Origin of the sequence: Cohaesibacter gelatinilyticus, assembly GCF_900215605.1 — a bacterium.
Classification (GTDB): Bacteria; Pseudomonadota; Alphaproteobacteria; order Rhizobiales; family Cohaesibacteraceae; genus Cohaesibacter; species Cohaesibacter gelatinilyticus.
This window is the reverse complement of sequence record NZ_OBEL01000002.1, coordinates 430,166-451,213: the sequence shown is the minus strand read 5'-3', so window position 1 is coordinate 451,213 and position 21,048 is coordinate 430,166. Positions and strand designations below refer to the sequence as shown.

At 51.1% G+C, this 21,048-nt stretch carries 24 protein-coding genes; 13 read left to right on the top strand and 11 right to left on the bottom strand.

The window, feature by feature from the left end; all coding sequences use genetic code 11:
- Window positions 1-59: 59 nt before the first annotated feature.
- Window positions 60-311 (top strand): LysE family translocator, encoded by a 252-nt coding sequence (locus tag CRO57_RS12220; RefSeq protein ID WP_141401236.1) that lies wholly within the window; start codon window positions 60-62, stop codon window positions 309-311.
- Between the two features lie 59 nt (window positions 312-370).
- Here the strand turns inward: CRO57_RS12220 and CRO57_RS12215 are convergent, their stop codons facing one another.
- Window positions 371-691 carry a hypothetical protein gene (locus CRO57_RS12215; protein ID WP_097153721.1) on the bottom strand — a complete coding sequence of 107 codons (321 nt, stop codon included), beginning with the start codon at window positions 689-691 and terminating at the stop codon, window positions 371-373.
- Window positions 692-762: 71 nt separating this feature from the next.
- On the opposite strand from CRO57_RS12215, the gene CRO57_RS12210 reads away from it, so the two are divergent.
- Complete coding sequence (locus tag CRO57_RS12210; RefSeq protein ID WP_170956070.1) at window positions 763-1,497, top strand: helix-turn-helix transcriptional regulator; 735 nt, start codon at window positions 763-765, stop codon at window positions 1,495-1,497.
- 70 nt (window positions 1,498-1,567) lie between these two features.
- On the opposite strand, the gene CRO57_RS12205 is transcribed toward CRO57_RS12210, so the two are convergent.
- The 6 genes from CRO57_RS12205 to CRO57_RS12180 all read right to left on the bottom strand — a co-directional run bounded on the left by CRO57_RS12205 (window position 1,568) and on the right by CRO57_RS12180 (window position 6,866).
- Window positions 1,568-2,491, bottom strand: a complete 924-nt coding sequence (locus tag CRO57_RS12205; protein WP_097153720.1) for an ROK family protein — start codon at window positions 2,489-2,491, stop codon at window positions 1,568-1,570.
- On the bottom strand, window positions 2,475-3,182 hold the full coding sequence (locus CRO57_RS12200; protein ID WP_097153719.1) for an N-acetylmannosamine-6-phosphate 2-epimerase: 708 nt from the start codon (window positions 3,180-3,182) through the stop codon (window positions 2,475-2,477). Before CRO57_RS12200 ends, CRO57_RS12205 begins: the two co-directional genes overlap by 17 nt.
- A 49-nt stretch (window positions 3,183-3,231) precedes the next feature.
- Window positions 3,232-4,506 (bottom strand): TRAP transporter large permease, encoded by a 1,275-nt coding sequence (locus CRO57_RS12195; protein ID WP_097153718.1) that lies wholly within the window; start codon window positions 4,504-4,506, stop codon window positions 3,232-3,234.
- Window positions 4,503-5,006: a TRAP transporter small permease gene (locus CRO57_RS12190; RefSeq protein WP_097153717.1), complete on the bottom strand. Its 504-nt coding sequence runs from the start codon at window positions 5,004-5,006 to the stop codon at window positions 4,503-4,505. The genes CRO57_RS12195 and CRO57_RS12190 overlap by 4 nt, the downstream gene beginning before the upstream one ends.
- 106 nt (window positions 5,007-5,112) lie before the next feature.
- Window positions 5,113-6,078, bottom strand: a complete 966-nt coding sequence (locus CRO57_RS12185; RefSeq protein WP_097154058.1) for a sialic acid TRAP transporter substrate-binding protein SiaP — start codon at window positions 6,076-6,078, stop codon at window positions 5,113-5,115.
- Between the two features lie 35 nt (window positions 6,079-6,113).
- Entirely contained in the window at window positions 6,114-6,866 is a 753-nt protein-coding gene (locus CRO57_RS12180) for an FCD domain-containing protein (protein ID WP_170956069.1), read from the bottom strand.
- 242 nt (window positions 6,867-7,108) lie between these two features.
- Between CRO57_RS12180 and CRO57_RS12175 the strand changes: the two genes are divergently transcribed.
- Complete coding sequence (locus CRO57_RS12175) at window positions 7,109-8,011, top strand: dihydrodipicolinate synthase family protein (RefSeq protein ID WP_244580088.1); 903 nt, start codon at window positions 7,109-7,111, stop codon at window positions 8,009-8,011.
- Between the two features lie 99 nt (window positions 8,012-8,110).
- On the opposite strand, the gene CRO57_RS12170 is transcribed toward CRO57_RS12175, so the two are convergent.
- From CRO57_RS12170 to CRO57_RS12160, 3 genes are all read right to left on the bottom strand, one after another.
- The gene (locus CRO57_RS12170; RefSeq protein WP_097153715.1) at window positions 8,111-8,521 is read right to left on the bottom strand and encodes a thiol-disulfide oxidoreductase DCC family protein; all 411 of its coding nucleotides are present in this window, start codon (window positions 8,519-8,521) and stop codon (window positions 8,111-8,113) included.
- 212 nt (window positions 8,522-8,733) lie between these two features.
- Window positions 8,734-9,153, bottom strand: coding sequence for an NUDIX hydrolase (locus CRO57_RS12165; RefSeq protein WP_097153714.1), 420 nt, complete (start codon window positions 9,151-9,153; stop codon window positions 8,734-8,736).
- Window positions 9,150-10,343 carry a multidrug effflux MFS transporter gene (locus CRO57_RS12160; protein WP_097153713.1) on the bottom strand — a complete coding sequence of 398 codons (1,194 nt, stop codon included), beginning with the start codon at window positions 10,341-10,343 and terminating at the stop codon, window positions 9,150-9,152. Before CRO57_RS12160 ends, CRO57_RS12165 begins: the two co-directional genes overlap by 4 nt.
- Before the next feature lie 123 nt (window positions 10,344-10,466).
- Between CRO57_RS12160 and CRO57_RS12155 the strand changes: the two genes are divergently transcribed.
- The 7 genes from CRO57_RS12155 to CRO57_RS12125 all read left to right on the top strand — a co-directional run bounded on the left by CRO57_RS12155 (window position 10,467) and on the right by CRO57_RS12125 (window position 16,288).
- Window positions 10,467-11,021 carry a DUF2799 domain-containing protein gene (locus CRO57_RS12155; protein WP_097153712.1) on the top strand — a complete coding sequence of 185 codons (555 nt, stop codon included), beginning with the start codon at window positions 10,467-10,469 and terminating at the stop codon, window positions 11,019-11,021.
- 130 nt (window positions 11,022-11,151) lie between these two features.
- Window positions 11,152-11,487: a VOC family protein gene (locus CRO57_RS12150; RefSeq protein ID WP_097153711.1), complete on the top strand. Its 336-nt coding sequence runs from the start codon at window positions 11,152-11,154 to the stop codon at window positions 11,485-11,487.
- 172 nt (window positions 11,488-11,659) lie between these two features.
- The gene (locus CRO57_RS12145; protein ID WP_097153710.1) at window positions 11,660-12,685 is read left to right on the top strand and encodes a DUF5671 domain-containing protein; all 1,026 of its coding nucleotides are present in this window, start codon (window positions 11,660-11,662) and stop codon (window positions 12,683-12,685) included.
- A 274-nt stretch (window positions 12,686-12,959) separates the two neighbouring features.
- A complete protein-coding gene (locus CRO57_RS12140) occupies window positions 12,960-14,159 on the top strand; it encodes a DUF2235 domain-containing protein (RefSeq protein ID WP_097153709.1) in 1,200 nt (399 codons plus the stop codon).
- 32 nt (window positions 14,160-14,191) lie between these two features.
- The gene (locus CRO57_RS12135; protein WP_097153708.1) at window positions 14,192-14,833 is read left to right on the top strand and encodes a LysE family translocator; all 642 of its coding nucleotides are present in this window, start codon (window positions 14,192-14,194) and stop codon (window positions 14,831-14,833) included.
- 242 nt (window positions 14,834-15,075) lie between these two features.
- Window positions 15,076-15,561: an EF-hand domain-containing protein gene (locus CRO57_RS12130; protein WP_097153707.1), complete on the top strand. Its 486-nt coding sequence runs from the start codon at window positions 15,076-15,078 to the stop codon at window positions 15,559-15,561.
- 187 nt (window positions 15,562-15,748) lie between these two features.
- Entirely contained in the window at window positions 15,749-16,288 is a 540-nt protein-coding gene (locus CRO57_RS12125; protein ID WP_210200852.1) for a cytochrome b, read from the top strand.
- 247 nt (window positions 16,289-16,535) lie between these two features.
- Here the strand turns inward: CRO57_RS12125 and CRO57_RS12120 are convergent, their stop codons facing one another.
- Complete coding sequence (locus tag CRO57_RS12120) at window positions 16,536-18,248, bottom strand: hypothetical protein (protein WP_097153706.1); 1,713 nt, start codon at window positions 18,246-18,248, stop codon at window positions 16,536-16,538.
- A 47-nt stretch (window positions 18,249-18,295) separates the two neighbouring features.
- Between CRO57_RS12120 and CRO57_RS24775 the strand changes: the two genes are divergently transcribed.
- The 3 genes from CRO57_RS24775 to CRO57_RS12105 all read left to right on the top strand — a co-directional run bounded on the left by CRO57_RS24775 (window position 18,296) and on the right by CRO57_RS12105 (window position 20,724).
- Window positions 18,296-18,472 carry a hypothetical protein gene (locus tag CRO57_RS24775; RefSeq protein ID WP_170956068.1) on the top strand — a complete coding sequence of 59 codons (177 nt, stop codon included), beginning with the start codon at window positions 18,296-18,298 and terminating at the stop codon, window positions 18,470-18,472.
- A gap of 217 nt (window positions 18,473-18,689) precedes the next feature.
- Window positions 18,690-19,373 carry a polymorphic toxin-type HINT domain-containing protein gene (locus CRO57_RS12110; protein WP_097153704.1) on the top strand — a complete coding sequence of 228 codons (684 nt, stop codon included), beginning with the start codon at window positions 18,690-18,692 and terminating at the stop codon, window positions 19,371-19,373.
- A gap of 199 nt (window positions 19,374-19,572) precedes the next feature.
- Window positions 19,573-20,724, top strand: a complete 1,152-nt coding sequence (locus CRO57_RS12105; protein ID WP_097153703.1) for a hypothetical protein — start codon at window positions 19,573-19,575, stop codon at window positions 20,722-20,724.
- Window positions 20,725-21,048: the final 324 nt, after the last annotated feature.

The window sequence follows — 21,048 nt, the reverse complement described above, 5'->3', positions numbered from 1 at the left end:
CTGGTGATGCTTGGCGGAGGCGAAGACCACTGGTGCTGGTTTAAGAAAATACGGGAGCCATGCACGTTGGCTCACTGACCAACTTGCTCAATCCCAAGATGGCAATCTTCGTGCTGGCGCTGTTTCCGCAATTTGTCTCCCCCGCTCGTGGACCCATTGCAACGCAGATCCTGATCTTTGCGACGCTCTTCAATCTGATCGGGCTTGGGGTGAATGGCGTGGTGATCGTGATGGCCAGCAATATCAGCCGCTTCATGTGCCCGCAAAAGTGGATGCAAAAAGCGGCCAGATATAGGCTCAGGACCCAATAATTCTGCACATTCGGCGAGCCTGATCCTTGATGATCGCTCATGAAGGATTGGAAGTGCGATCAGGCTAAGTGCGTTTCCAGCGTGACATGGACGTCCATCTCGGTATCGGGGTCGAAATCACTGAGATCCATAACCGAGAAGAAGGCCGCGCAGGCAGGTGACTCCATCTCTCGTTTGGTGACATCCAGATAATCTTCATGGCTGCGGAACTGGACGATATCCAGATAGGTTCCGTCCGGTTTTCGGACAAGTTCGCGGCGCAAGATGCTTGCCTCATGGCATACGAAATCTCGCTGGAAAATCTCTGACGCTGCGCGTAGGTCGGCCTCGCTTTTGCCCTTTGCCAGTTTGATCGGGGCCAGAATGGTGACTGGTGACATTGGTCTCTCCTGTTCAATCAAGTCACCCCACCTCTATTGCCAAATAAGACACTTTATGTCCTATTTGTTTGATGGCTCGAAGCAATGCACATGACAGATTGAAAAGGCTGGATCTTCTGGCGGCTCAGCTCAAGCAGGATGAGCTGGCCACGGTCAAGGATCTGGCCGAGCAGTTTGATGTGAGCGTGCGAACCATCACACGGGATTTGCAAGTGCTGCGGGAGCGAGGGCTTCCCATCGACGCAGATCGGGGGCGTGGTGGCGGTGTTAGGCTGGATCGGCACTGGGGTGTCGGACGTCTCAATCTCAGCTATCCCGAAGCTGTCGATTTGCTTATCAGCATTGCTGTGGCGGAACAGATGGAGTCGCCGATTTTTCTGGCAAATCTGGGCTCGATAAGACGACAACTTGTTGCGTCTTTTTCTTCCGACAAGCGTTTCAAGATTGATCGGTTGAAGGCGCGTATCCTGATCGGCCTCACATCGTCGACCTTTGTGCAGGAAAGCAGTGCTGCGCCCAAAAAGGCGGTCATCCAGTCTCTGCATCAGAGCTTTGTGACTCAGACCTGCCTGACCATTCGCTATCGCGCTGACAATGGCAAGGTCAGCGAGCGCGTCATTGAAGCGCACTATCTGTTGCTCAATTATCCTGTCTGGTATGTGCTGGCCATGGATCATCTGCGAGACGCCCCAAGGACCTTTCGCTGTGATCGCATTCTGGATGCAAGCATGACAGAGACCCGCTTTCAGCTTCTGCCCAAAGAAAGCTTTGCCCAGTCCCTGGAAGGCAATGAGTCCTTGAAATAGCAGGTTGTTCAAAGGTTTGTGCACATCTTCCCAGCATCTGATCGTAAAGAGTTGCACAATCGACGGGAAGTTACGTGCGTTTTCTGGAATTTGGTGGTGAGCCCAGGGCATGAGAGAGGGCACCATAGAGCACATTGTCTTGTTGCAATCGAGATGGCTTGATGACAGGGCGAAAGAGCGCTGGCTCATCTGCCTGATGCTGGATGATGCGTTCCATGAAGCCGGGTGCCAAGCCGACGCTGCCTCCTATGACCACGCATTCAAGCCCGAGAATGGCGGCAAGGTCGCCGCAAAGAACGGCAATAGCTCTGGCGGCTCTGTCAATTATGCCTTCAAAACGCATGTCGCCATGTGATCGGGCATCGAATGCCTTTTGGGCGCTGTTGATCTCGGCATCGATTTCTGCTGCATAATGACCAATGGCTGTGCCTGAAGCGATGGATTCGACCGTTGCCCGACGGCCCGATCCACATTCACGGTCTGCGTGGCAGCTGGACATGAAACCGCAATGGCCTGCAAGGCCGTTTTGGGAGTGTATCGGGCTACCGTCGAGTAGAAAAGCACCACCAACGCCGGTGGAAATTGTGATGAAACCGAGGGCCGGACAACCTTCGCCCGCGCCATAATGATATTCCCCCAGAACGGCGGCGACCGCGTCATTGATCACTGGCGTCTGAACCAACAGGGTGGATTTGAGAAGGCTGGCAAGAGGAATGGCTGAAACTCTGGACAATGTCTTGCTATTGACCGCATGCCAAAAACCCGCGTGATCAATACGGCCGGTGACTGCGATGCCCAGGGGATCCCTTGGTGCAAAACCGACTGCCTTGAGGAGTGATAAACTTCGGGCCATCAGTTTGGCCGGATTGCTCATACCTTCTGTCGCCATGATATGGCGAGTGATGATCTTGCCCTGCTCAAAGCGAGCCGCTGCCGTCTTGGTGCCACCCAGATCAAGTGCAAAGCCGGTGAGATCTTCAAGAGGACAGAACATCGTCGTGCTCCTCAGCTCTGGTTGCTTCGTCGATGGCTGTCTTGAACCAGCCAACAATATGCTCCACACGGGTGATTGCGCTGCCGACAGTCACGGCGTCAGCGCCAGCAATGAAGGCTTCTGCCGCCAGATCCGGGCTGTTGTAACGCCCTTCGGCCATAACAAATGCATCCAGCCTGTTAAGCGCGCTGACCAAAGCAAGATCTGGTCTGTCGCTTGCGCTTTCGGTCTTCGCCGTATAGCCCGAGAGGGTGGACCCGAGCATTTGTGCACCTTGATCCAGTGCTTGTTGAGCATCGTCAAACGTGGAGCAATCCGCCATGGCGATGCAGCCATGGGCCAATATGGCGTGAAGGACTACATCTCGGTCATCCTGTCGAGGCCGGTCCGTGGCGTCATAGGCAATGATGTCGGCCCCGGCATGGACCAGCGCCTCGACATCAGAAAGGCGTGAGGTGATCCTGACGTCGGTCCGGTCTACCTCATGTTTGACGAGGCCGATGATCGGCTTGTCCGTTGCCATACGCACGGTGGCCACATTCCTGGCCCCTTCGATGCGCAAGCCATTGGCACCACCATCGATGGCGGCCAGAGCCATGGCCACCACGATGTCGGTGCGGTCCATGGCTCCGCCTGTGACGGGCTGGCAGGAAACCACCAGACCGCCTTGCAATTGTTCCAGACTTGTCATTTTGATCAGCCTTTGCTTGCGTCCATCAGTCCATCAGTCCATCAGTTCATCAGTTCATCAGGCCTGGAAGGCCTGTTGCCAGAATTGGGAAGGTGCAGACCAGTGCCAGAACCACCAGTGGCGGAATGAGCCATGGCAGAATGGCCTTTGCCAGATGGTGATAGGGAATGTTGCCGACCTGGGCGACAACGAACAGGGACATGCCCATGGGAGGGGTCAGCGTGGAAATCATCAGATTGAGAACAACGATGATGCCAAAATGGACCGGATCGATGGCAAAACTGAGGGCCACGGGGATGAGAATGGGTACCACGATCAGAAGGATGGCCAGACTTTCGATGAAGGCTCCGAGCACGAAGATCATCAGGTTGACGGCGATCAGGAAGGTGATCGGGCTGTCGACGAAGGAAAGAAACAGCCCGGCAATCTGTTGTGGGGCCTGTTCGCGCGCAAGAACGAAGCCCATGACCGACACCCCGGCAATGATGGTGCCGATGGTTGCCGAGGTTCTGGTTGTTTCATAAATGGCGTCCCAGAAGCGCAGCAAGGTCAGTTCCTTATAGACCACCAGATCGATGAGGATGGCATAGAGTACAGTGACTGCTGCAGCTTCCGTGGGAGAGAAGAGCCCGGAGAAAATGCCGCCGACAATCACGGCAGGGGTCAGCAGGGCCGGAAAGGACTTGAGAAATAGTCGGCCAATATCGCGAAGAGAATGGACCGGATCCTTGGGGTAGTTGCGTTTCTTTGCAATCAGATAGACCATGATCATCAATGAAGCTGCGCACAGGAAGCCTGGTACGATGCCACCCAGAAACAGCTTGCCGATGGAGGTATTGGCTATCACACCATAAAGCACCATGGTGATGCTGGGAGGGACCAGCGGGCCGATCATTGAGGAGGCTGCGGTGACCGATCCTGAAAACCCGTCATCATAGCCTGCATCCCGCATGGCCTTGATTTCCATCTTGCCAAGTCCGCCGGCATCGGCCACTGCAGAGCCGGACATGCCGGAAAAGAACAGCGAGGCAAGCACATTGACATGCCCGAGGCCACCGGTGATATGGCCGACCAATGCGCGGGCAAAGCCGAACAGATGATTGGTGATGCCAGCTGAATTGAGGATGGCAGCGGCCAGAAGGAAGAGCGGTACAGCAAGCATGGGAAAGGAGTTCAGCCCATCGACCATGCGCTGGACCGCAAAGGCCATCCCCATGCCGGTATGATAGAAATAGCCGACGGATACCAGAATCATGGCAATGCCGATGGGAACCCCCACAAAGACCATTCCAAGCCAACTGAGGCATACGACAAGAAGTGTCATGACGGGTCTCCCTTGGGCTCACCTTGGGATGGATCAGCCGGTTGAGGGGAAAACAGATTGTGCCGGATGCGAGCGATGAGGCGATGGATGATGAAGACGGCAGCCACAGGGAAGGCCGCATAGAGCGCTGCATCCGTGAAATAGAGCGTCACCGATTCATTGTTCCAGGTGCGCAATACCGTCTTGTAGCCGATCCAGGTGAGATGGAACATGACACCAAGAAAGATCATGTCGGCGGCGGTGTAGAGAAGATAGTGGTGCTTGCCAAGAATCCATTCAGCAAAGAGTCCCATTCTGAGCTGGGCATTCTGTCGTTCGGCTTCACCAATGCCCAGAAAGACCATCCAGACCCAGATCCATCGGGCCAGCTCTTCGGTCCAGACGGGCGCGGGAAACGGGGCGATGCGGCCAAAGACCTGTAACAAGACAATGGTGATCAGGGCAAGGAACAGAAGCGAGGCTGCAATGCCTTCCAGACTATATTTGCCTTTGCCAAACATGGCAGCCTCCTTGATATTTGCAGGATGTGCAGCGCGACCTCTTCATTGATCGCGCCACCATTGGCGTTGACGGGAATGTCTGTGATACCGGACAGCTATGTCCCGCTTATTCGCCGATCACGTTGGCAATGCTGCCTTTGCCGAACTCGGCTTCCAGTTCATCATAATAAGGCTTCATGGCCTTGCGGAATGGCGCGGTGTCGGGGCTGGTTATGGTCAGGCCACGGCTCTTGAACTGATCGAGAAGTTCTGCCTCCGCCTTGAAGGTCAGGCCATTGGACTTTTCGCGTCCGGCCATGATGGCCTTGCTTAACCAGCCTTTTTCCTCATCGGACAGGCTGTTCCAGGTATCCAGCGAGACCTGAATGGCGCTGGAGGCGACAAAGTGACCGGTGAGTGCGATATGGCTCTGCACTTCGTAGAATTTCATGGCTTCAATGGTTGGAAGCGGGTTTTCTTCAGCATCAACCTGATTGGTCTGTAGGGCGAGATAGACTTCCTGGAAAGCGACCGGGGCAGGGGAGGCTCCGGTATTCTTTGCATAGGCGATCAGGAATGGCACGTTGGGAGTGCGCAGGCGCAGGCCCTTCATATCTTCAAGGGAATTGATTGCCCGGTTCGATGTGGTATGGCGGGTGCCATAATACCAGACATCGAGAACCTTCACATTCTGCTTCTCGAAGGCTGCGGCCATTTTCTGACCAAAGGGGCCATCGATGATCTTGAGCAAATGGTCATAGTCGGACACCACGTAAGGGGCGCCAATCAGTTTCAGCTCCGGGATGATATAACTCATGTCCGGATAACCGGTCATCACCATATCCAGTTCACCTGCCTGGACCTGGGCCACCATGGCCTTGAAATCACCGAGCTGTGCGGAAGGGAAGAGCTTGACCGACATCTTGCCGCCGGAAACTTCTTTCAGCTTTTCTTGCAGAGCGATGGCACCTTGATAAACATTGGATGCTTCGTTGTCCTGCATACCGAAAGTCAGTTCGCGTTCAGCATGGGCAGCGGTGGCGAGCAGACAGCTGGCAATCGCTCCGATAACAAGTTTCTTTAGCACCTTCATATCCTCCATTCAGGTTGTCACACCAGGCAAACGGTTCAATCCTCCAGTTGCCCGATCTCTTGATCTCCGATCTCGATTGAGGCCGGACTTTTCAGTCTTGAGCGATAGGAGCGGATAAGATGCTGGTCCATCATGTCTGAAGCGGCGACGCTGTCCCCTTCCAGAACGGCCTGATAGATGGCGCGATGTTCCTGATAGCCGGTCTGATCGTGGGCTATCTGATCCTTTACTCCCGGACGCTCGGCGACCATTCTGCTCACGAACATGTCGTGAAGCTGCAAAACTATCGGGTTGCCAAGCACAGATAGAAGTGATCGATGGAAAGCGATGTCGGTTGCCGGAAAATCTGATGTTCCGATCGCTTCAAAATTAGCGTGGAGTTCCCTGGCCAGATTGGCAATCTGAACGTTGGATGCGCGTTTGGCCGCCTCCCGCGCGGCACCGGCTTCAAGAAACTGACGAATTTGTTCCAGATGGGCACCGGTTTCCGCATCGCCCAACAGACCGCGGATGTGATCTCCGGTGGACTGCAGAATTCCTTCGAGTGAGGGTTTGGTGATCCTTGGTCGCTTGCCGGATTCCGCACTGAGAAATCCGAGCTGACGCATCTGGTTCAGCGCACTTCGTATGGTCGGACGGGATGCGTCGAATGTCTCGCATAATTCCCGTTCGGTTGGCAGAAGCGCACCCACTTCCATCTTTCCGTGCTTGATTTGATCGATCAATGTTTCGGCAATCTGATCGGCCATTCTGCGAGCATCAGGAATGTTTTCATCTTCCTTGGCCATTTCTGACTGACCTCCTTTTTTGTGCGTGATGTGACCTGTCCGGTCTAGCAGTCTTGCCGATAAGGGAAAACCAAAATTTGATCGATATTTAATTTGGTAACCTCAAAAATTAGTATTGTCAAACCAGAATATGATGTTAATGTGATTTTGAGCTTACCAATTTAGTTTTTGGTTAGTCTATTTGTGTCGATCAACAATATCCCGAAGGGTTGGCATTTCATGAAGAATCGCGAGGACGAACAGTGAAAAAAGAACTCAACGGCATGTATGTAGCCTTGATGTCCGGTTTTGATGATCACGGCGAATTGAATGCAGAGCGCCAGAACAACATCATCGACTATGCGGTTCGACAGCGGGTCAGGGGCTTGTATGTCGGGGGGAGCAGTGCCGAGTCCGGATTGATGTCAACCGATGAATTGCTGGTTCAGCAAGCCTGGGTATCGGAAAGGGCTTCGGGAAAAACCGACAAGCTGATCGCCCATGTAGGACAACCCAATCTTGCGGACTCCATCAAGCTGGTCAGACAGGCGGCAAGATTGGAATATGATGCCCTGTCGGCGTTGCCACCGCATTCCTACAGATTTTCCGATCAGGAAATTTTGTCTTATTATCAAGCGCTTGCGAAGGAAACTGATCTGCCGTTGATCGTCTATGAGGTGCCCGTTCGTACAGGTCGCGATCTTCCCATGGAACTGCTTGATGAGATCATGAAATTGCCCAATGTTACCGGCATCAAGTTCACCTCAAGCGATCTGTTCAAGCTTTCCATTTTAAAGCGGCGGCATCCTGACAAGCATTTCTATTTCGGCTTTGACGAGATCTATGCCTCGGCGGCTATCATGGGAACAGATGGTGGCATTGGTACGACTTATAATGTGCTTGGTAATCTTTATGTGGCCATTGATGATGCGATCAGAAACAGCGATCTCGTTGAAGCCAGACGCTTGCAGGTCCTGTCTCAGAGATATATCGAATTATTATTTGAGACAGGTGTTCTTCCTGGTGTCAAGTTGACTATGCAGGCCATTGGCATCGATTGTGGTCCAGTTCGAGCTCCACTAAAGTTGCTTAGTAAAGAGGCTGCACAACATTTGAAGGCGTTTGTTGCCCTCCCAGAGCTTGCAAAATGGTATGCCAATAATTGATCTGTCTAAAAGCAGACAGCTTTCCACTATAGAAAAGTGCTCATCATCTGGCTGTCGTGAACCTACCCGAGGGATATAGCTAATTTCTCAGTCTATGGTCTAATCCAGAAAGCGGGTGCGTTGTTCTGGTGTCGGGATCAGGCAGTCGGTTTTGCGGCCAAACCATTGCAGCCGGTTTCTAGCGATCAGATCGTAAAATGCATCGCGGACAGGGCGCGGAATGATGCGCAGAATGCGCAGCCAGGACCATGGTGCTTTCAGCTCGCCAAGCAGCACGAAGGTGGCATCTGATTTGGCGAAAGCTTCACCATTGCAAATGACCAGATAGGTGAGGTCCAGATCCTCTGGCGCATAGCCGAAGTTGGATGCCAATTGCTGACCGACCGTCTTGCGCGATGAGGCAAAGTGGATGGTTGGTGATGTTTCATGACTCAAGATCAGGCGTACCCAATGACTGCAGAGGATGCAGTCACTGTCGAAAATCATGGTGATGCCGGGCTTTGATGTCATGAGCTGGTTTCTATCCTGATTTAGAAATCCTGAACCGAGCCCTCTCCCCCCTGCATCCCACCCGTCATGGTACCCTCTCGGTACTTTCAGGGGCGGTTGGCAGAGGGAGAGGACTGGTGATGTGGCCTACAGCGCGTTCCCGAAAAGTTGCAGACTTTTCGGATAAGAACTCGCTCTTAAATGTCTCTACTAGAGACTTTTAAATCGGGCATTCAAGTCTTTTCCAGCGCGATGCGTAGCAAGGTATCGACATCCTTGCTCATGGCCAGCTTTGATGTCAGCACGTCGTCAAAAGCAATCCATTGGGCGTCTGAGACATCATCCTGCGCCATTGGCGTGCCGGATTTATATTGGCAAAGGACTGCCGCAAGAAGGAAATGATGTTTGATCGTGCCATCGGAATCTTTCTCGATCACATCGAAATTGGTCAGATAATCCAGCGGCTCGGCGATTACGCTTGTCTCCTCAAACAACTCACGGCTTGCGGCCTCCAATGCTGTTTCGCCCAGATCCACATGCCCGCCCGGATAGCCCCAAAGCCCGGCATCGGGCTCGTTCTTGCGTTTGACCAGCAGGACTTGATCCTCGTGTATCAAAACGGCCAAGGCGGCGAGTTTGGGGGCTTTTGTCATTGTAGTGCCAGTTTTGTTTTCTGAAGGTGAGCGGCCCAGAGCGCACAGAGCAGACCCATGGTTGAGGATAACAGCATCAGGCTTATAAGAAATTCTGCGCCATTTTCCTTTGGTATCAGGGATCCTGTCACCGCAGTCAAGAGAGCGCCACCGGCCACCACCATGGCCCCGAACAAACCGGCGGCACTGCCAGCAAGTTCTGGCCGGACGGACATGGCACCGGTATTGCTGCCGGGCAGGGTCAGGCCGTTGCCGATGCCGACAAAAATGGTGCTGCCAAAATAGGTGATGGGGGATGAAATGCCGATGGCCAAGAGAACCAGCCCAATCGTCAGTCCGGAACAGGCCACGATCCTGCCAATGATCATTAATGTCACGGTTGGCATGCGTGCTCCAAACCGGCCAGACATGAAGCCGCCAGACATGAAGCCGAGCGTTATGGAGCCGATATAAAGGCCAAGCTCGGCCGTGTTCACACCAAAGACGGACAGGGCAACGAGCGGGGCTCCGGTGAGAAAGATATAAAAGGCCCCGACAGAAAAGGTGCTGCAGAGGGAGAAAGTCCAAAAGAGCGGCTCTTTCAGCAAATCGGTGGACCGGGGCAGACCGGCAGAAGTATCCGCATCCTTGCGGACAGTTTCTCCCAGATCGATCCAGCACCACAGAACCAGCAGGAAGCCTGCGGTGGAATAGAAGATGAAGATTGCCCGCCAGCCAAAGGCGGTATCCAACACGCCACCCAGCATGGGGCCAAGCATGGGAGCCAACGCCATGGACATGCCGATATAGCCGATCAGGCTGACGGCTTGCCGCTCGGTTCGGGTATCGCGCACAATGGCCATGGACAGTGTGGAACCTGCTGTCATGCCGCCTTGAAACATGCGAAAGAGCAGAAAGGTGGCGGTGTCTTCGGCCAGGGCGCAACCGATGGAAGCACAGGTGAAGCAGGACAAAATGACAAGCAGTACCGGGCGTCGCCCAATGCGATCTGACAAGGGACCGGCGAGCAACTGGATCAGCGCGGTAATGGCCAGATAGCCCGAGATGGACCAGGTGATGGTGGCATAGTCGGTTCCCAGATCATCGGCGATGTTTGCCAGCGACGGCATGAACATATTGAGCGACAGCGGAGAAAATCCGGTCAGCAATATAAGCGTGATCAAATGGGGTGGCGTCTTGGCGGGATGCATCTTTGGAAATTCCTGAAGGGAAGAGCCAGCGTTGGAACTGGCTCTCCCATTATTGACAATTTATCTTGCCTTCTTTTACGGTGGACACAGTTTTTTGCGGGATTGAAAAGGCGGCGATAGTCGATGTTTGGGCGGTATTCTGTAATTGTTTTTTCGGCTGTTTTGCTGTCTGGTTGTGCCAGTCTGTCAAAGTCCGAATGTGAGGTCGGGGATTGGTATTCCCTTGGCAAGTCTGACGGATATAGCGGTTATTCTTCCTTTTCCCGACTGGCCAGTCATGGTGAGGCGTGCAGCAAGTATGGTATAGCGGTTGACCAGATTCAATATCAACGTGGACATGCTGAAGGATTGCTCAGCTATTGCACCTTCCCTCGTGGTGTGAGCGAGGGCCGGGCGGGGCGTCAATATGCCGGTGTGTGCGAGGGTGACCGGGATGCAGAATTCAGACGCGGTCACAGCGCTGGCATGGAATATCACAGCGTGAATTCACGCATTCAAAGCTTGCAGCGGGATATTTCCAGCGCGGAGCGCAAGCAGCGTAAAGTCGAGGCTGGATCCGTGGACTATTACAAACTGGAAGCCGAAATTCGTGCCAATAACAGAGAGATTAATCTGCTGAGTGTGCAGAAGGGCCAGATCCAGGAGAACCTGGATACACTGCTCGCCAGCTATAATTGATTCAAATGACAAGGGTTAGCTGAACATCGCCCTGTTATATGAGGCCTGGTATTATTGCGCGAAGCGCAGGCGCAAGCCATAAGACCACGGATTTACCCGTGGGTATCTATTTCGGAAGAGTTCAAAAAGAATGAAATTCAACCATATCGGCATTCCCACGACGGAAGCATTTCCCGGTGAGATACGGCTCGAAGCGCTGAAGATGACGGTCAGCGATCATAAGAATAATCCATTTGGCATTCAGTGGCAGCGCTATGATGATGATGCGCCTTATCCGGATATGGTGAAGAAGGTGGCACATGTTGCTTTTGAAGTGGATGACCTTGCCGCTTCCCTGCAGGGCCAAACAATTCTTATCGAACCAAATTCTCCCATCAAAGGCTTGGTGGTCGCCTTCATCGAGGTCAATGGTGCACCTGTCGAGTTGATGCAAGTTGATCGGGAATTATGCGAGGAAGATATTTGAAGCTTTTCCTCAGAATGCGTGTGGCTGGATGTTTTACCCGGAATTCAGAACATGGGCTCATAAATGCACCATATTTATGAGGTTGTGTTCTCTGCGAATAGCTCCGTGGCCCGTATATGCAGCCCGGCCAGTCGAAATGGAGTGTTTATCGCAGTGAATGAATGAGAATGTCATGCAGCTTCCCCCAGACCTCTCCAACTTTGTCCGTGATGCGTTGAGCAATGGGCATTCCAAAGATGATATTGCCACAAGTCTGGCGTGCTCAAACTGGACAAGTCAGGAAATTGATCAGGCTCTTGGTGCATGGTCCGTTGATGAGAAAATAGGAACCATCCCACAACCGATGCGATCGAGTGCGGCGTGGGATGCGCTCTTCTATGCTCTGCTATTCTCTGCCTTTGGCATGGTGATAGGCAATATATTGACCCTGATATTCGGGCAGATCACGCTTTGGTTACCGGAGGCTGGTGATACATATTCCAGCAATGGTCTTCGTAACCTGCGCTGGTCAATGGCGGCGCTGATCATCTTTACGCCGGCTTTTCTGTGGCTGCATCATCGTGACATGCGTGCGTCGCTTGCAAATTCGGCCAACAAATTTGGCGCGCCAAGGCGCTGGCTTTCCGCTATTGCCATTTTTGCCGCAGCCATAGCTCTGCTCTGTGATGGCATCTATCTCATCTATCGTTTTCTGGATGGTGATCTGACAGTCCGGTTCCTTTGTAAATCTGGCGCAGTTGCCCTTGTTGCCTTTGTTGTTATTCAATATTTCCGGCAGGATCGTCTGGAGGGCAAAGACCTTGCGCAGACCAGCCGGGGTGATCGCTTTCTTGCCAACTGGTTATCGCCATCCCTGGCCCTTCTGGTTCTGGGCTTGTCATTCTGGACCATTGGTGGCCCTGCGCAGGGGAGGATGGAACATCATGACAGATTGCGGATATCGGATACCCGGTCTTTGGCAAGGGATGTTGCTGACTGTCTGGCCAGTGCTGACAAGGATGTGCCTGACAGTCTGGACCCGATGACATGTGCACATAACCCGCACCGGCTTTCCGGCTATGCCTCGTCTGTGACCTATGAGCGGTTGTCGCAGAAACGCTTCCAGCTTTGCACCAATGTGGAAGTGCCAGAACGCGCCTGGACCTATGGTGGGGAGTTGAAAGGCAACCGATATTGCATTGACAGGACCATCAAATAGACAAACCTGTATGGCAAAGATCAGACCGGGTCAGAGATGGCCCGGTTTTTTGTTTTCGGGGTGGTTATTCTTTCGAACTCATGGCTTTACGCATGTAAGACTTTGAGCAGGAGATGAAGTGCGGGACCTTTCTGTCCAGTTGGATGCCATGTCCACAATGCGGATATTGTGATAGTATTGATTTGAAAACAAGCATTCGATGCGTGTTTTAAGATTTTGATCGTTTTGTCTAAAGTATTCATGTGATTTATTTGATTTATGGTTGGGTTGTGAAATGAAAAAGAAAAGCAAGAATATTGTTATTTGTTTGGATGGAACCGGAAACCAGATTGAGAAGAATCTTTCCAATGTTCTGAAATTGTATCGAACGCTTGATAAAGATGAGGAACAACTTGTTTTCTACGATCAGGGTGTTGGGACATTGGGGCATGTCTATACCTGGGGGAAGAAATATCAGCAGTTTAAAAATCTGCTGGGTCTGGCTTTCGGGCTTGGGCTCGATAAGAATGTATTGGAGGCATATGAATTCATCATAGAGAATTATGCTGAATTCAAAGATCCGAAAACCAGAGAAGTCATCCGGGACAATATCTATATTTTCGGGTTCAGTCGCGGTGCCTATACTGCCCGTGTTCTGGCTGGCCTGCTGTATGAAGTGGGGTTGCTTTCTCCCTCACAAAAGCACCTGTCCGGTGCCGCACTGACCGCCTATAAACAATCCCATGCAGATGCGGAATCAGCCGACATAAATGATGAGGGGGCTGCGGCAAACTTTCGGCGGATTGCCGGCACAAAAATCGTGTCGATCTCGTTTTTGGGTGTCTGGGATACCGTCAGTTCTGTTCTGATCCCCCGTTATCGCGGATATTTTCCACCTCTGGTTTTCGAGAAGCTTCCCCATACCAATAGAAATCCGGCGGTTCGATGTTTCAGGCATGCCATGGCGATTGATGAGCGCAGAAGAATGTTTGCGGTGGATCGTTGGGAACCCGATCAGGAGTTCAGGCCTGCACCCTTCATTTCCAATGATGATCGGCAAGATGCTTTGGAAATGTGGTTTTGCGGATATCATAGTGATGTCGGTGGCGGCAATGAGCGAACGAGCAGCGGTATATCGCAATTTTCCCTGATCTGGATGATCGGGGAAGCCCAAAAGCACGGCCTGAAGATTTCGAAAAGAATGGCGGATTATGTGACCGGTCAAAAAAAATGGTCGGCAACAACCCGTTATACCTATCCTGAGCCGAGCATTCTTGCCAAAATTCATAATTCCATGAAGGCTGCCTGGTTCTTTCCGTTGGAGATTATTCCAAAGCGGGTACACCCAAAAATGTCGCCGCACCGCAAATCCCTGTTTGGCTTCTACATTCCCTTGGGAGAGCCCAGGGTCATCGGAGAGGATGATGCGCTGCACAGTTCGGTGAAAGAAAGGATTGAAAAAGTCCCTGACTATGATCCAATAAACATGCCATGAAGGCAAGAAATGTATAAGAGGGGACTTTCTGTATGGACCAGTTTTTTGCCTATTTGCCCGGGATCCTGCTGGCTTATTCTGTTTTTCTGGTCGGTGTGTCCAGCCCCGGACCTAACATTCTGGCCATCATCGGAACATCCATGAGTGTCAGCCGTCGCTCGGGGGTGGCTCTTGCTCTCGGGGTGGCATTCGGCTCTCTGACATGGGGTACGCTCACGGCTTTGGGGCTTGCTGCGATGCTTTCGACCTACGCATCTGCATTGATGATCATCAAATGTGTCGGTGGCCTCTATCTTGTCTGGCTGGCCTATAAATCCTTTCGATCAGCTGCATGCGTACATGATCTGGAAGCTCCGGATGTCGGGCAGGAGCAGCAATCATCGCTTCGCTATGCCATGCGCGGATATGCAGTTCAAATGACCAATCCCAAGGCAGCTCTTGCCTGGGTTGCCACCATTTCTCTCGGTCTTCAGCCAGGCTCGCCTCCTTGGGTTGCCGTCGCCATCGTGCTTGGCATTTTCCTGTTGTCTGTTGCTGTTCATTGCCTGTATGCCGTGGCCTTTTCGACACCGTTCATGGTGGCGGCATACAGCCGGGCAAGGCGATATATTCAAGCCGGTTTGGGTGTGTTCTTTTCCATTGCAGGATTGAAGCTTCTGACAGACAGAAGCTAAGTGCCGCACGGTGATGACAGCCACCGGTATGATGGGCCGGTATGGCGGGAAGGCCAAATCGTCATCGCTTTGCGGACCCGGAGATCAGATCACTGGCCGTTCAAACGGCCTTTGTATTATTTTGCATTGCAGGCTATACATATAATATAGCTTGCTATATATAATATGGCAATCAACCCAAAAAACAATTTGAGACATCGCAACATCGACTGTCATTTGAAAACCCGAAGGGGAAATTCAGAATGAAATACCTGACAACCCGTGCACTGATCTTGTTTATGACTATTGCTGCTGTACCAACGCAAGCAGATGAGGCGACCCCGGGAGGTGGCTTGGCCAAAGATATCTATGGATCGATAGAGGACAATCCGAACGGCCGAGTTGATTTGGGTGAGTTCATTAATTTTGGGCGAAGCATCTTCGACTCAATGGATTCCGATGAAAGCGGTCATGTCGATTTTTCCGAATTTACCGAATGGGACTTTGGCTTCAATTTCATTGCCGAAGAAAAGGGACAAGAGCAAGCCTATAAGGCGGCACAAAAGATTATCTTTGCGTTCTGGGATCGTGACGGTGACGGCAAATTGCAGCTCAAGGAATATCATAAATCCATGAACTGGGATTTTAACCGTGCCGATCTGAATGATGATGCTTTCCTTTCCCGTAATGAATTCCTTGAAGGATATATCGTCAATGTTGCCTATCGGGCTGCGATTGCAGGTCTCTAGTGTGGTGGAGTTGAAATAGGTTCATTTATTTGCAAGTTTGGTCGCCTATTTCAATTTCTGAAACATCAATAGAAACATATGTTTGATAGTCATCTTTTTGAATCTGAAGCGAGTTCGGAGCTCGCCGCTAAATGTGACGAGCTTTGGAATCGGGTGACTAGGTGGATATGGGTTCAAAGGAATTCAGATGATGAAGAGCACATCTACAAAATATGGAACTGTCGCAGTTACCATTCACTGGATCAGCGCGCTGGTCATTTTTGTTTTGCTCGTTTCGGGATTTCGTGCAGGCTCTCTAACCAATGGAGCTGATAAGGCAGATATTCTGAGCCTTCACGTGCCGTTGGGGCTTACAATTCTACTCCTGACGGTGTTACGGGTAGCATGGTGGGTTTTGGCAGATAAAAAGCCCATCAGCCAATCCAGTGATCCGGCTTGGCAGACTTTCAGTGCAAAAGCCGTGCATGTCATCTTCTATATCGTGATCTTTGGAATGGCGGCGAGTGGTATTGGTCTGATCGCTCTTTCCGGGGCAGGGGCGGTTTTGTTTGGCGGTGGTGATGGTACCTTGCCGAATTTCCATGACTATTTGCCACGCACTCCACACGGTATCGGGGCGAGATTGATGGTCCTGCTGATTGTCGCTCATGCAGGGGCTGCGCTATATCATCACTTCATCAAGAAAGATGGTCTGATCTGGCGCATGTGGTTTGGGTCGAAGGGTTGACGGGGGAATATGATCCAAAATGGGTTTCAATATTCTGCCGATTTATGAGTCTTCAACCTAGAGTATTTTAATGAATATCCGATCATTTGGAAGTCCTAAGCCATTGTTTCCAAGTATATTCTTGTTCGAAAACCGCACGCGCTTTTCGGGGATGTGCTCCAGTGTGGTGGAATTGAAATAGGTGTTATTTATCTACAAATTCGTTCGGTGCTCGCTGCTCAATGCGACGAACTTCAGATTTGGGTGACTAATCTGGCTTGCCGGTTTGAGGAGGGACGTAAAAATCGAATTTCGTGTTCGCAAATGGATGCACGTGATCGGCTGTGACAGTCGGAAAGACTTCAAGTTCATAATGCTCTGCGGCTATCATTTTGGTCGGGCTTTTCCTTTCCAACGTAAGCTCTGCGAAACAGCCGCTATACTTTTCCGTCCTGCATTTTGAACGCAGGGATAGCGATGCATGACGCAAGAATGAACGAATTATGTATTTGTTGGAATCTCGGGTAACTTCAAGAATACCAAATCTTGCGCCCTTGCCGAGTAGATGGGTGAACTGGAAATAGGCTGACGATTCCGAAATGTTGATCAGATCCTGAATGAACATGACGCCGAAGTAATAGAGGTGGTGGGAATCCAATGTTGCGTTGATGACTGCTGGAACATCGTCGACAACAGCACACCAATCGATGTCTGATTGAGCACTTGCAGGCGTGCATCTGCTTGTGTCTCGTTCATAGGCGGCATCCAGACGGGCAGGTTTTCTCTTGGCATTCGTGAAGCGATCCAAATTTGCATCCAGCTTTTCGTAAACGGGCTTGAGCCATTCCTCTTCCAGCGCTTTTGGTTTCGCGTTATAGAGCTGCACCGAAGGTGTTGACCGAATGAAGGACACATTGTGTTCCAGCATTCTGGCTATGATTGTCTTTTTTTCTTCGGTGGTGAACTCTTTTGAGCGAGCAATATTGTGTATTGGGAAAAGAAAAAATGGTTCGCGTTTTTTCGTATTGTAGAGGTCCTGATAGCTGTGAGGACTTGCGCCAGCATCCATAAGGGACAGCATTGCGGTCGCATTTCCTCCCTCGAAACTTGCGTTGAGAAGCCCCATTTCGATGTTTCTTGCGGTCACGCGTTGCTGGGGATCAATTGTGGTGGTGAGCGCTTTGTCAAACCATGATTTGAAGTCCGGATTGTCTTTGGTGGCTTTAAAAAAATCGAATGCCGTTGTTTTCAAGGCACCTTTTATTTGGGTATCTGTCATGCCCGCTTTTGTTGCGAGGTCTATCAGTTCCATGTCGCCTGTGGCAAACATGTTTCCAATTGCATCCGGCGTTAATGTGATGCCGCGTCTCTGAAGTTCAGCAGCTGCTCTCTCGGTGTCAGTGAGGGGAAGTATTCCACTGCCCAGAGTAATTGCAATCACCAGCACCAGCAGAGCAACAGACAAACCGATCACGTACCATTTCGCTTTGGCTAATCCGGACGCAAGCGAAGTCGTAAACTGCTCGTTGGTTTTTGTAACCCCTTCCATTGAGGCGATAGCCGTTTCCATCATGCTGATACGCGCGTCCATCATCTCGTCAACGGCGTCTGCTTTTTCCTCATGTTTCGATGTCTCCCCCAAGCCTGTCTGCTTTTCCAGCAATAATCTGTCCCAGTGCTCGTCAATCTTTGGAATTTGAGTTGGAACAAGAATGATTTTGATGGCTGCCAGGTGATCTTTTGATCGTGTCAGGTGGGGAGACTTTCGTTTGTTGCGCCAGTTGTGAAGACTGCGGGTGACTGGCTCGACCTTATCCGCACTCATTAGCCCTTGTTTGTATGCGGCGTCTGCCACGTCCCCGTTATATTCGAACTCTCCGATTTCCATGAGTTGTGTGAGCAAGTCAGCAAAGTCATCACATCTTAGAATTGATGCAATTTCTCCTTCTTTTAACAATTTCATCATTTTCATCGAAGCCATTAAGTTGCTGTAAAAATTGAATAATATTTGGAATTTGATGAAATTCCGTGCTTTTGCTTTTACAAGGCCGGGATGAATTGGCCAAGCTGATCCTGTTCGTACCGGACAGAGTAAATCCTATTCGTTCCAAAGCAAAGGATTATGAAGATGAGACTGATGCTGACTTTGATGATCGCGCTGCCGCTGGTTTGTTCAAGTGCACTCGCAGATCAGAGCAAACCTAATTCTTCAAGCAATAAGCAGAGCCAAACGACCAGATCGCAGCCCGACAATGGTGCCGTTGTGCTGGGAGGCATTGCGGCGCTTCTGCTGGCCTGGGGATTGTCGGAAGGCTACGAAAAATCACAGCAGGATGACTGCATGAAGTCCTGCAAACTCAATCGTGGACGCTGCATCGAGCTGTGTACGCGATAATTGAAACCTCAAACAAGGAGAAGTGCTATGGGATGTCCAAATTGTGGTGCGCCTGGAGGCGGAGTGTCTGGTTGTGGGTCTTGTGGGTTGGGTCGAGACCCAAATGTCGGCGGTGCGTTTAATGCAGGCCAAACAAACTTGCAAATAGAGCGTGATCGCCAGCGTAATTCCGGTGGAGGCGGTGGAGGCTGCTTCACATTGGATACGCCAATTCTGACACCCACCGGATGGCAAGCACTTGGAAAGATAGAGCCGGATCATGAGATTTTATCATATGATCCGGGGAGTGAGAGAGTGATCTCAAGGCCGGTAACTGCGGTAAGGCATTATGGATTGCGCAGGCTCTGGTTGCTCCAAACGCGTAATCATGCCAAGCCGATCAAATCCACCTGGTCTCACCCTTTCATGACGTCGAGGGGATGGAAATGGACCTGCGCCTTGCGGTTGGGTGACGAGTTTCACGAATATTCCGAGAATGGTGATATCCAACTCAATGTGATTGAGAGCATAACGCCATCTGATCACTATGAAGCAGTCTGTAATCTGATCACGTTCAAACAGCACAATTACTTCGTGCAGGGCGCACTGGTTCATAATTTCGGATATATGCGCGGCCTCCGTTCAATATTGAGCGACTTGGCATATCGCTTTCGTGACGTGTCAAAGCACGACATCGAAGCCGATCAAATGGCCAACCGAATTGCTGGCTAGATAATTCCCTAAAATCGGAACGGATACTGTCATTCATGTGATGCCCTCAAGGGTTCTCGCAAAGGAAGAAGTGCGTCCTCACGTCAGGTGCCCGTTCCGAAACATCAAGCATTAATCTGATCAAATGAGAAAGGGTCTTGAGATGAAAATATCAAATAAAACAAATAGAAAGCTCGTGAGAACAACGGCAATATGTTCAATGCTGGTCTATCTTGCCACGTTTGGGTATGCCAATTTCAGTTACGCCGGCTTCACACCCCAGTTCGATGCAGGGCAGCTTTCCGACACTCTTGTGGTCAATAACCAGGGGGTGTTTGATCAATTCGTGGAATATGCAAGCTTTGTCGGGGTTTCCGAACGCGAAATATCCCGAGCGATCTGGGAAGGCCGGTTTTCGCCTGCTCCTGCAGATGTCGAGCGTGTTTATGGTGAACTTGCCATAATGACCTTGCGCGATCTGGGGGCGACCATCAGGCCGAATGTTGAATGGTTCAATCAGGGTAATATCAAGCAACTTGCAAAAATTTTCGGCATGAAGGTCAGTGACTATCTCGCTATCAAAGATGAGAAGAACCGCCGGATTCGCCAGGGGTGGATCTCACGTTTTGGAAGCCTGCCTGACAGCTTTTTCGACTATATGGAAAAAGCCGGTAAACCAGTTTCCTCAAGAGAGGATTATCGAAAGAATGTACCTCTGCCCGCAGTCATCAGCAGCAATTTGGGCGGTTCTCCGACATCCTGGAATGAATATGCGCGCATTCGAAAAGAGGTATATCTGCCATGGTTGGCTGGTCATATGGCGGGACAGGGTTTGACAATAGAAACAGCGTCCATCGACAATAGTGTCGAGGGCATCAAGGTTGATGACTTTGCTTATCCCGAACTCATTACTGCCTTCATCAAGAAGGATGCATCCCGGTTCACGCAAAAACCGATCATCCCCCTTGCTTATGTGATGGGCATTCATGAATCTCTGAATGACCAGAGTGCTCTCTATCTGATGGAGAATCCAAGACTCTTTCTGAGAGAATTGGATCCAGGGATCGGGTCAAAAATCAGCAAGCTTCTTCTGACTGATGGTGGTGCCGTTTCTCAAACCACAAAAATGAGTTCCAATAGTATTGCAGAATTCTTTTTGAAGTTGGGACAAACCAGACGTGAAGGCGGTTCCCTCACCCAAGAGCTTCAGGCCATGAATGGCGCATTGGGTAAGCCAGCTTTGAGCCTCAAGGAGGCAAAAGAATTTGGAACACGTGACGGGCGGGCTCTGGCACTGTTATTCGATGAGGATGCTGAGGCATTTCGAGCTATCTATGGTGGTTTGATCAAGTTTGTTCGCGAGGATTTCTAATCTCATGGAAATCGCCAAACCGTTGATGAGCTTTTTGTTTGCGCTTGGCATTCTTGCGCTGCCGACTTGTCTGCCGAATGTGGTAAAAGTTGGCAGCGCATTTGCTGCGCCACCCAAGTTTGTGAAAGCCAAGCGTCCAAAATCGAAACCCGGGTCGAAGGCGAGAAAGCCTTCGAAAGCTCAAGGGAAAAGCCCCAAGCCGTCCACTGCGCTAAATATGCAAAAAAGTTTTTCGAAGGCAATAAAACCGCAAAGTCTGGTTGGACATCAAGTGCTTACAAGAGGTCCCAAGGCGTTTCAGTCTGTTGGGTCAAAAGTGGAAAG

What these genes read in the sequence shown, in the direction of transcription:
- CRO57_RS12220 (WP_141401236.1), top strand. Translation starts at nt 60, where the DNA reads ATGCACGTTGGCTCACTGACCAACTTGCTCAATCCCAAGATGGCAATC.
- CRO57_RS12215 (WP_097153721.1), bottom strand. Translation starts at nt 691, where the DNA reads ATGTCACCAGTCACCATTCTGGCCCCGATCAAACTGGCAAAGGGCAAA.
- CRO57_RS12210 (WP_170956070.1), top strand. Translation starts at nt 763, where the DNA reads ATGGCTCGAAGCAATGCACATGACAGATTGAAAAGGCTGGATCTTCTG.
- CRO57_RS12205 (WP_097153720.1), bottom strand. Translation starts at nt 2,491, where the DNA reads ATGTTCTGTCCTCTTGAAGATCTCACCGGCTTTGCACTTGATCTGGGT.
- CRO57_RS12200 (WP_097153719.1), bottom strand. Translation starts at nt 3,182, where the DNA reads ATGACAAGTCTGGAACAATTGCAAGGCGGTCTGGTGGTTTCCTGCCAG.
- CRO57_RS12195 (WP_097153718.1), bottom strand. Translation starts at nt 4,506, where the DNA reads ATGACACTTCTTGTCGTATGCCTCAGTTGGCTTGGAATGGTCTTTGTG.
- CRO57_RS12190 (WP_097153717.1), bottom strand. Translation starts at nt 5,006, where the DNA reads ATGTTTGGCAAAGGCAAATATAGTCTGGAAGGCATTGCAGCCTCGCTT.
- CRO57_RS12185 (WP_097154058.1), bottom strand. Translation starts at nt 6,078, where the DNA reads ATGAAGGTGCTAAAGAAACTTGTTATCGGAGCGATTGCCAGCTGTCTG.
- CRO57_RS12180 (WP_170956069.1), bottom strand. Translation starts at nt 6,866, where the DNA reads ATGGCCAAGGAAGATGAAAACATTCCTGATGCTCGCAGAATGGCCGAT.
- CRO57_RS12170 (WP_097153715.1), bottom strand. Translation starts at nt 8,521, where the DNA reads ATGACATCAAAGCCCGGCATCACCATGATTTTCGACAGTGACTGCATC.
- CRO57_RS12165 (WP_097153714.1), bottom strand. Translation starts at nt 9,153, where the DNA reads ATGACAAAAGCCCCCAAACTCGCCGCCTTGGCCGTTTTGATACACGAG.
- CRO57_RS12160 (WP_097153713.1), bottom strand. Translation starts at nt 10,343, where the DNA reads ATGCATCCCGCCAAGACGCCACCCCATTTGATCACGCTTATATTGCTG.
- CRO57_RS12155 (WP_097153712.1), top strand. Translation starts at nt 10,467, where the DNA reads ATGTTTGGGCGGTATTCTGTAATTGTTTTTTCGGCTGTTTTGCTGTCT.
- CRO57_RS12150 (WP_097153711.1), top strand. Translation starts at nt 11,152, where the DNA reads ATGAAATTCAACCATATCGGCATTCCCACGACGGAAGCATTTCCCGGT.
- CRO57_RS12145 (WP_097153710.1), top strand. Translation starts at nt 11,660, where the DNA reads ATGCAGCTTCCCCCAGACCTCTCCAACTTTGTCCGTGATGCGTTGAGC.
- CRO57_RS12140 (WP_097153709.1), top strand. Translation starts at nt 12,960, where the DNA reads ATGAAAAAGAAAAGCAAGAATATTGTTATTTGTTTGGATGGAACCGGA.
- CRO57_RS12135 (WP_097153708.1), top strand. Translation starts at nt 14,192, where the DNA reads ATGGACCAGTTTTTTGCCTATTTGCCCGGGATCCTGCTGGCTTATTCT.
- CRO57_RS12130 (WP_097153707.1), top strand. Translation starts at nt 15,076, where the DNA reads ATGAAATACCTGACAACCCGTGCACTGATCTTGTTTATGACTATTGCT.
- CRO57_RS12125 (WP_210200852.1), top strand. Translation starts at nt 15,749, where the DNA reads ATGATGAAGAGCACATCTACAAAATATGGAACTGTCGCAGTTACCATT.
- CRO57_RS12120 (WP_097153706.1), bottom strand. Translation starts at nt 18,248, where the DNA reads ATGGCTTCGATGAAAATGATGAAATTGTTAAAAGAAGGAGAAATTGCA.
- CRO57_RS12110 (WP_097153704.1), top strand. Translation starts at nt 18,690, where the DNA reads ATGGGATGTCCAAATTGTGGTGCGCCTGGAGGCGGAGTGTCTGGTTGT.
- CRO57_RS12105 (WP_097153703.1), top strand. Translation starts at nt 19,573, where the DNA reads ATGCTGGTCTATCTTGCCACGTTTGGGTATGCCAATTTCAGTTACGCC.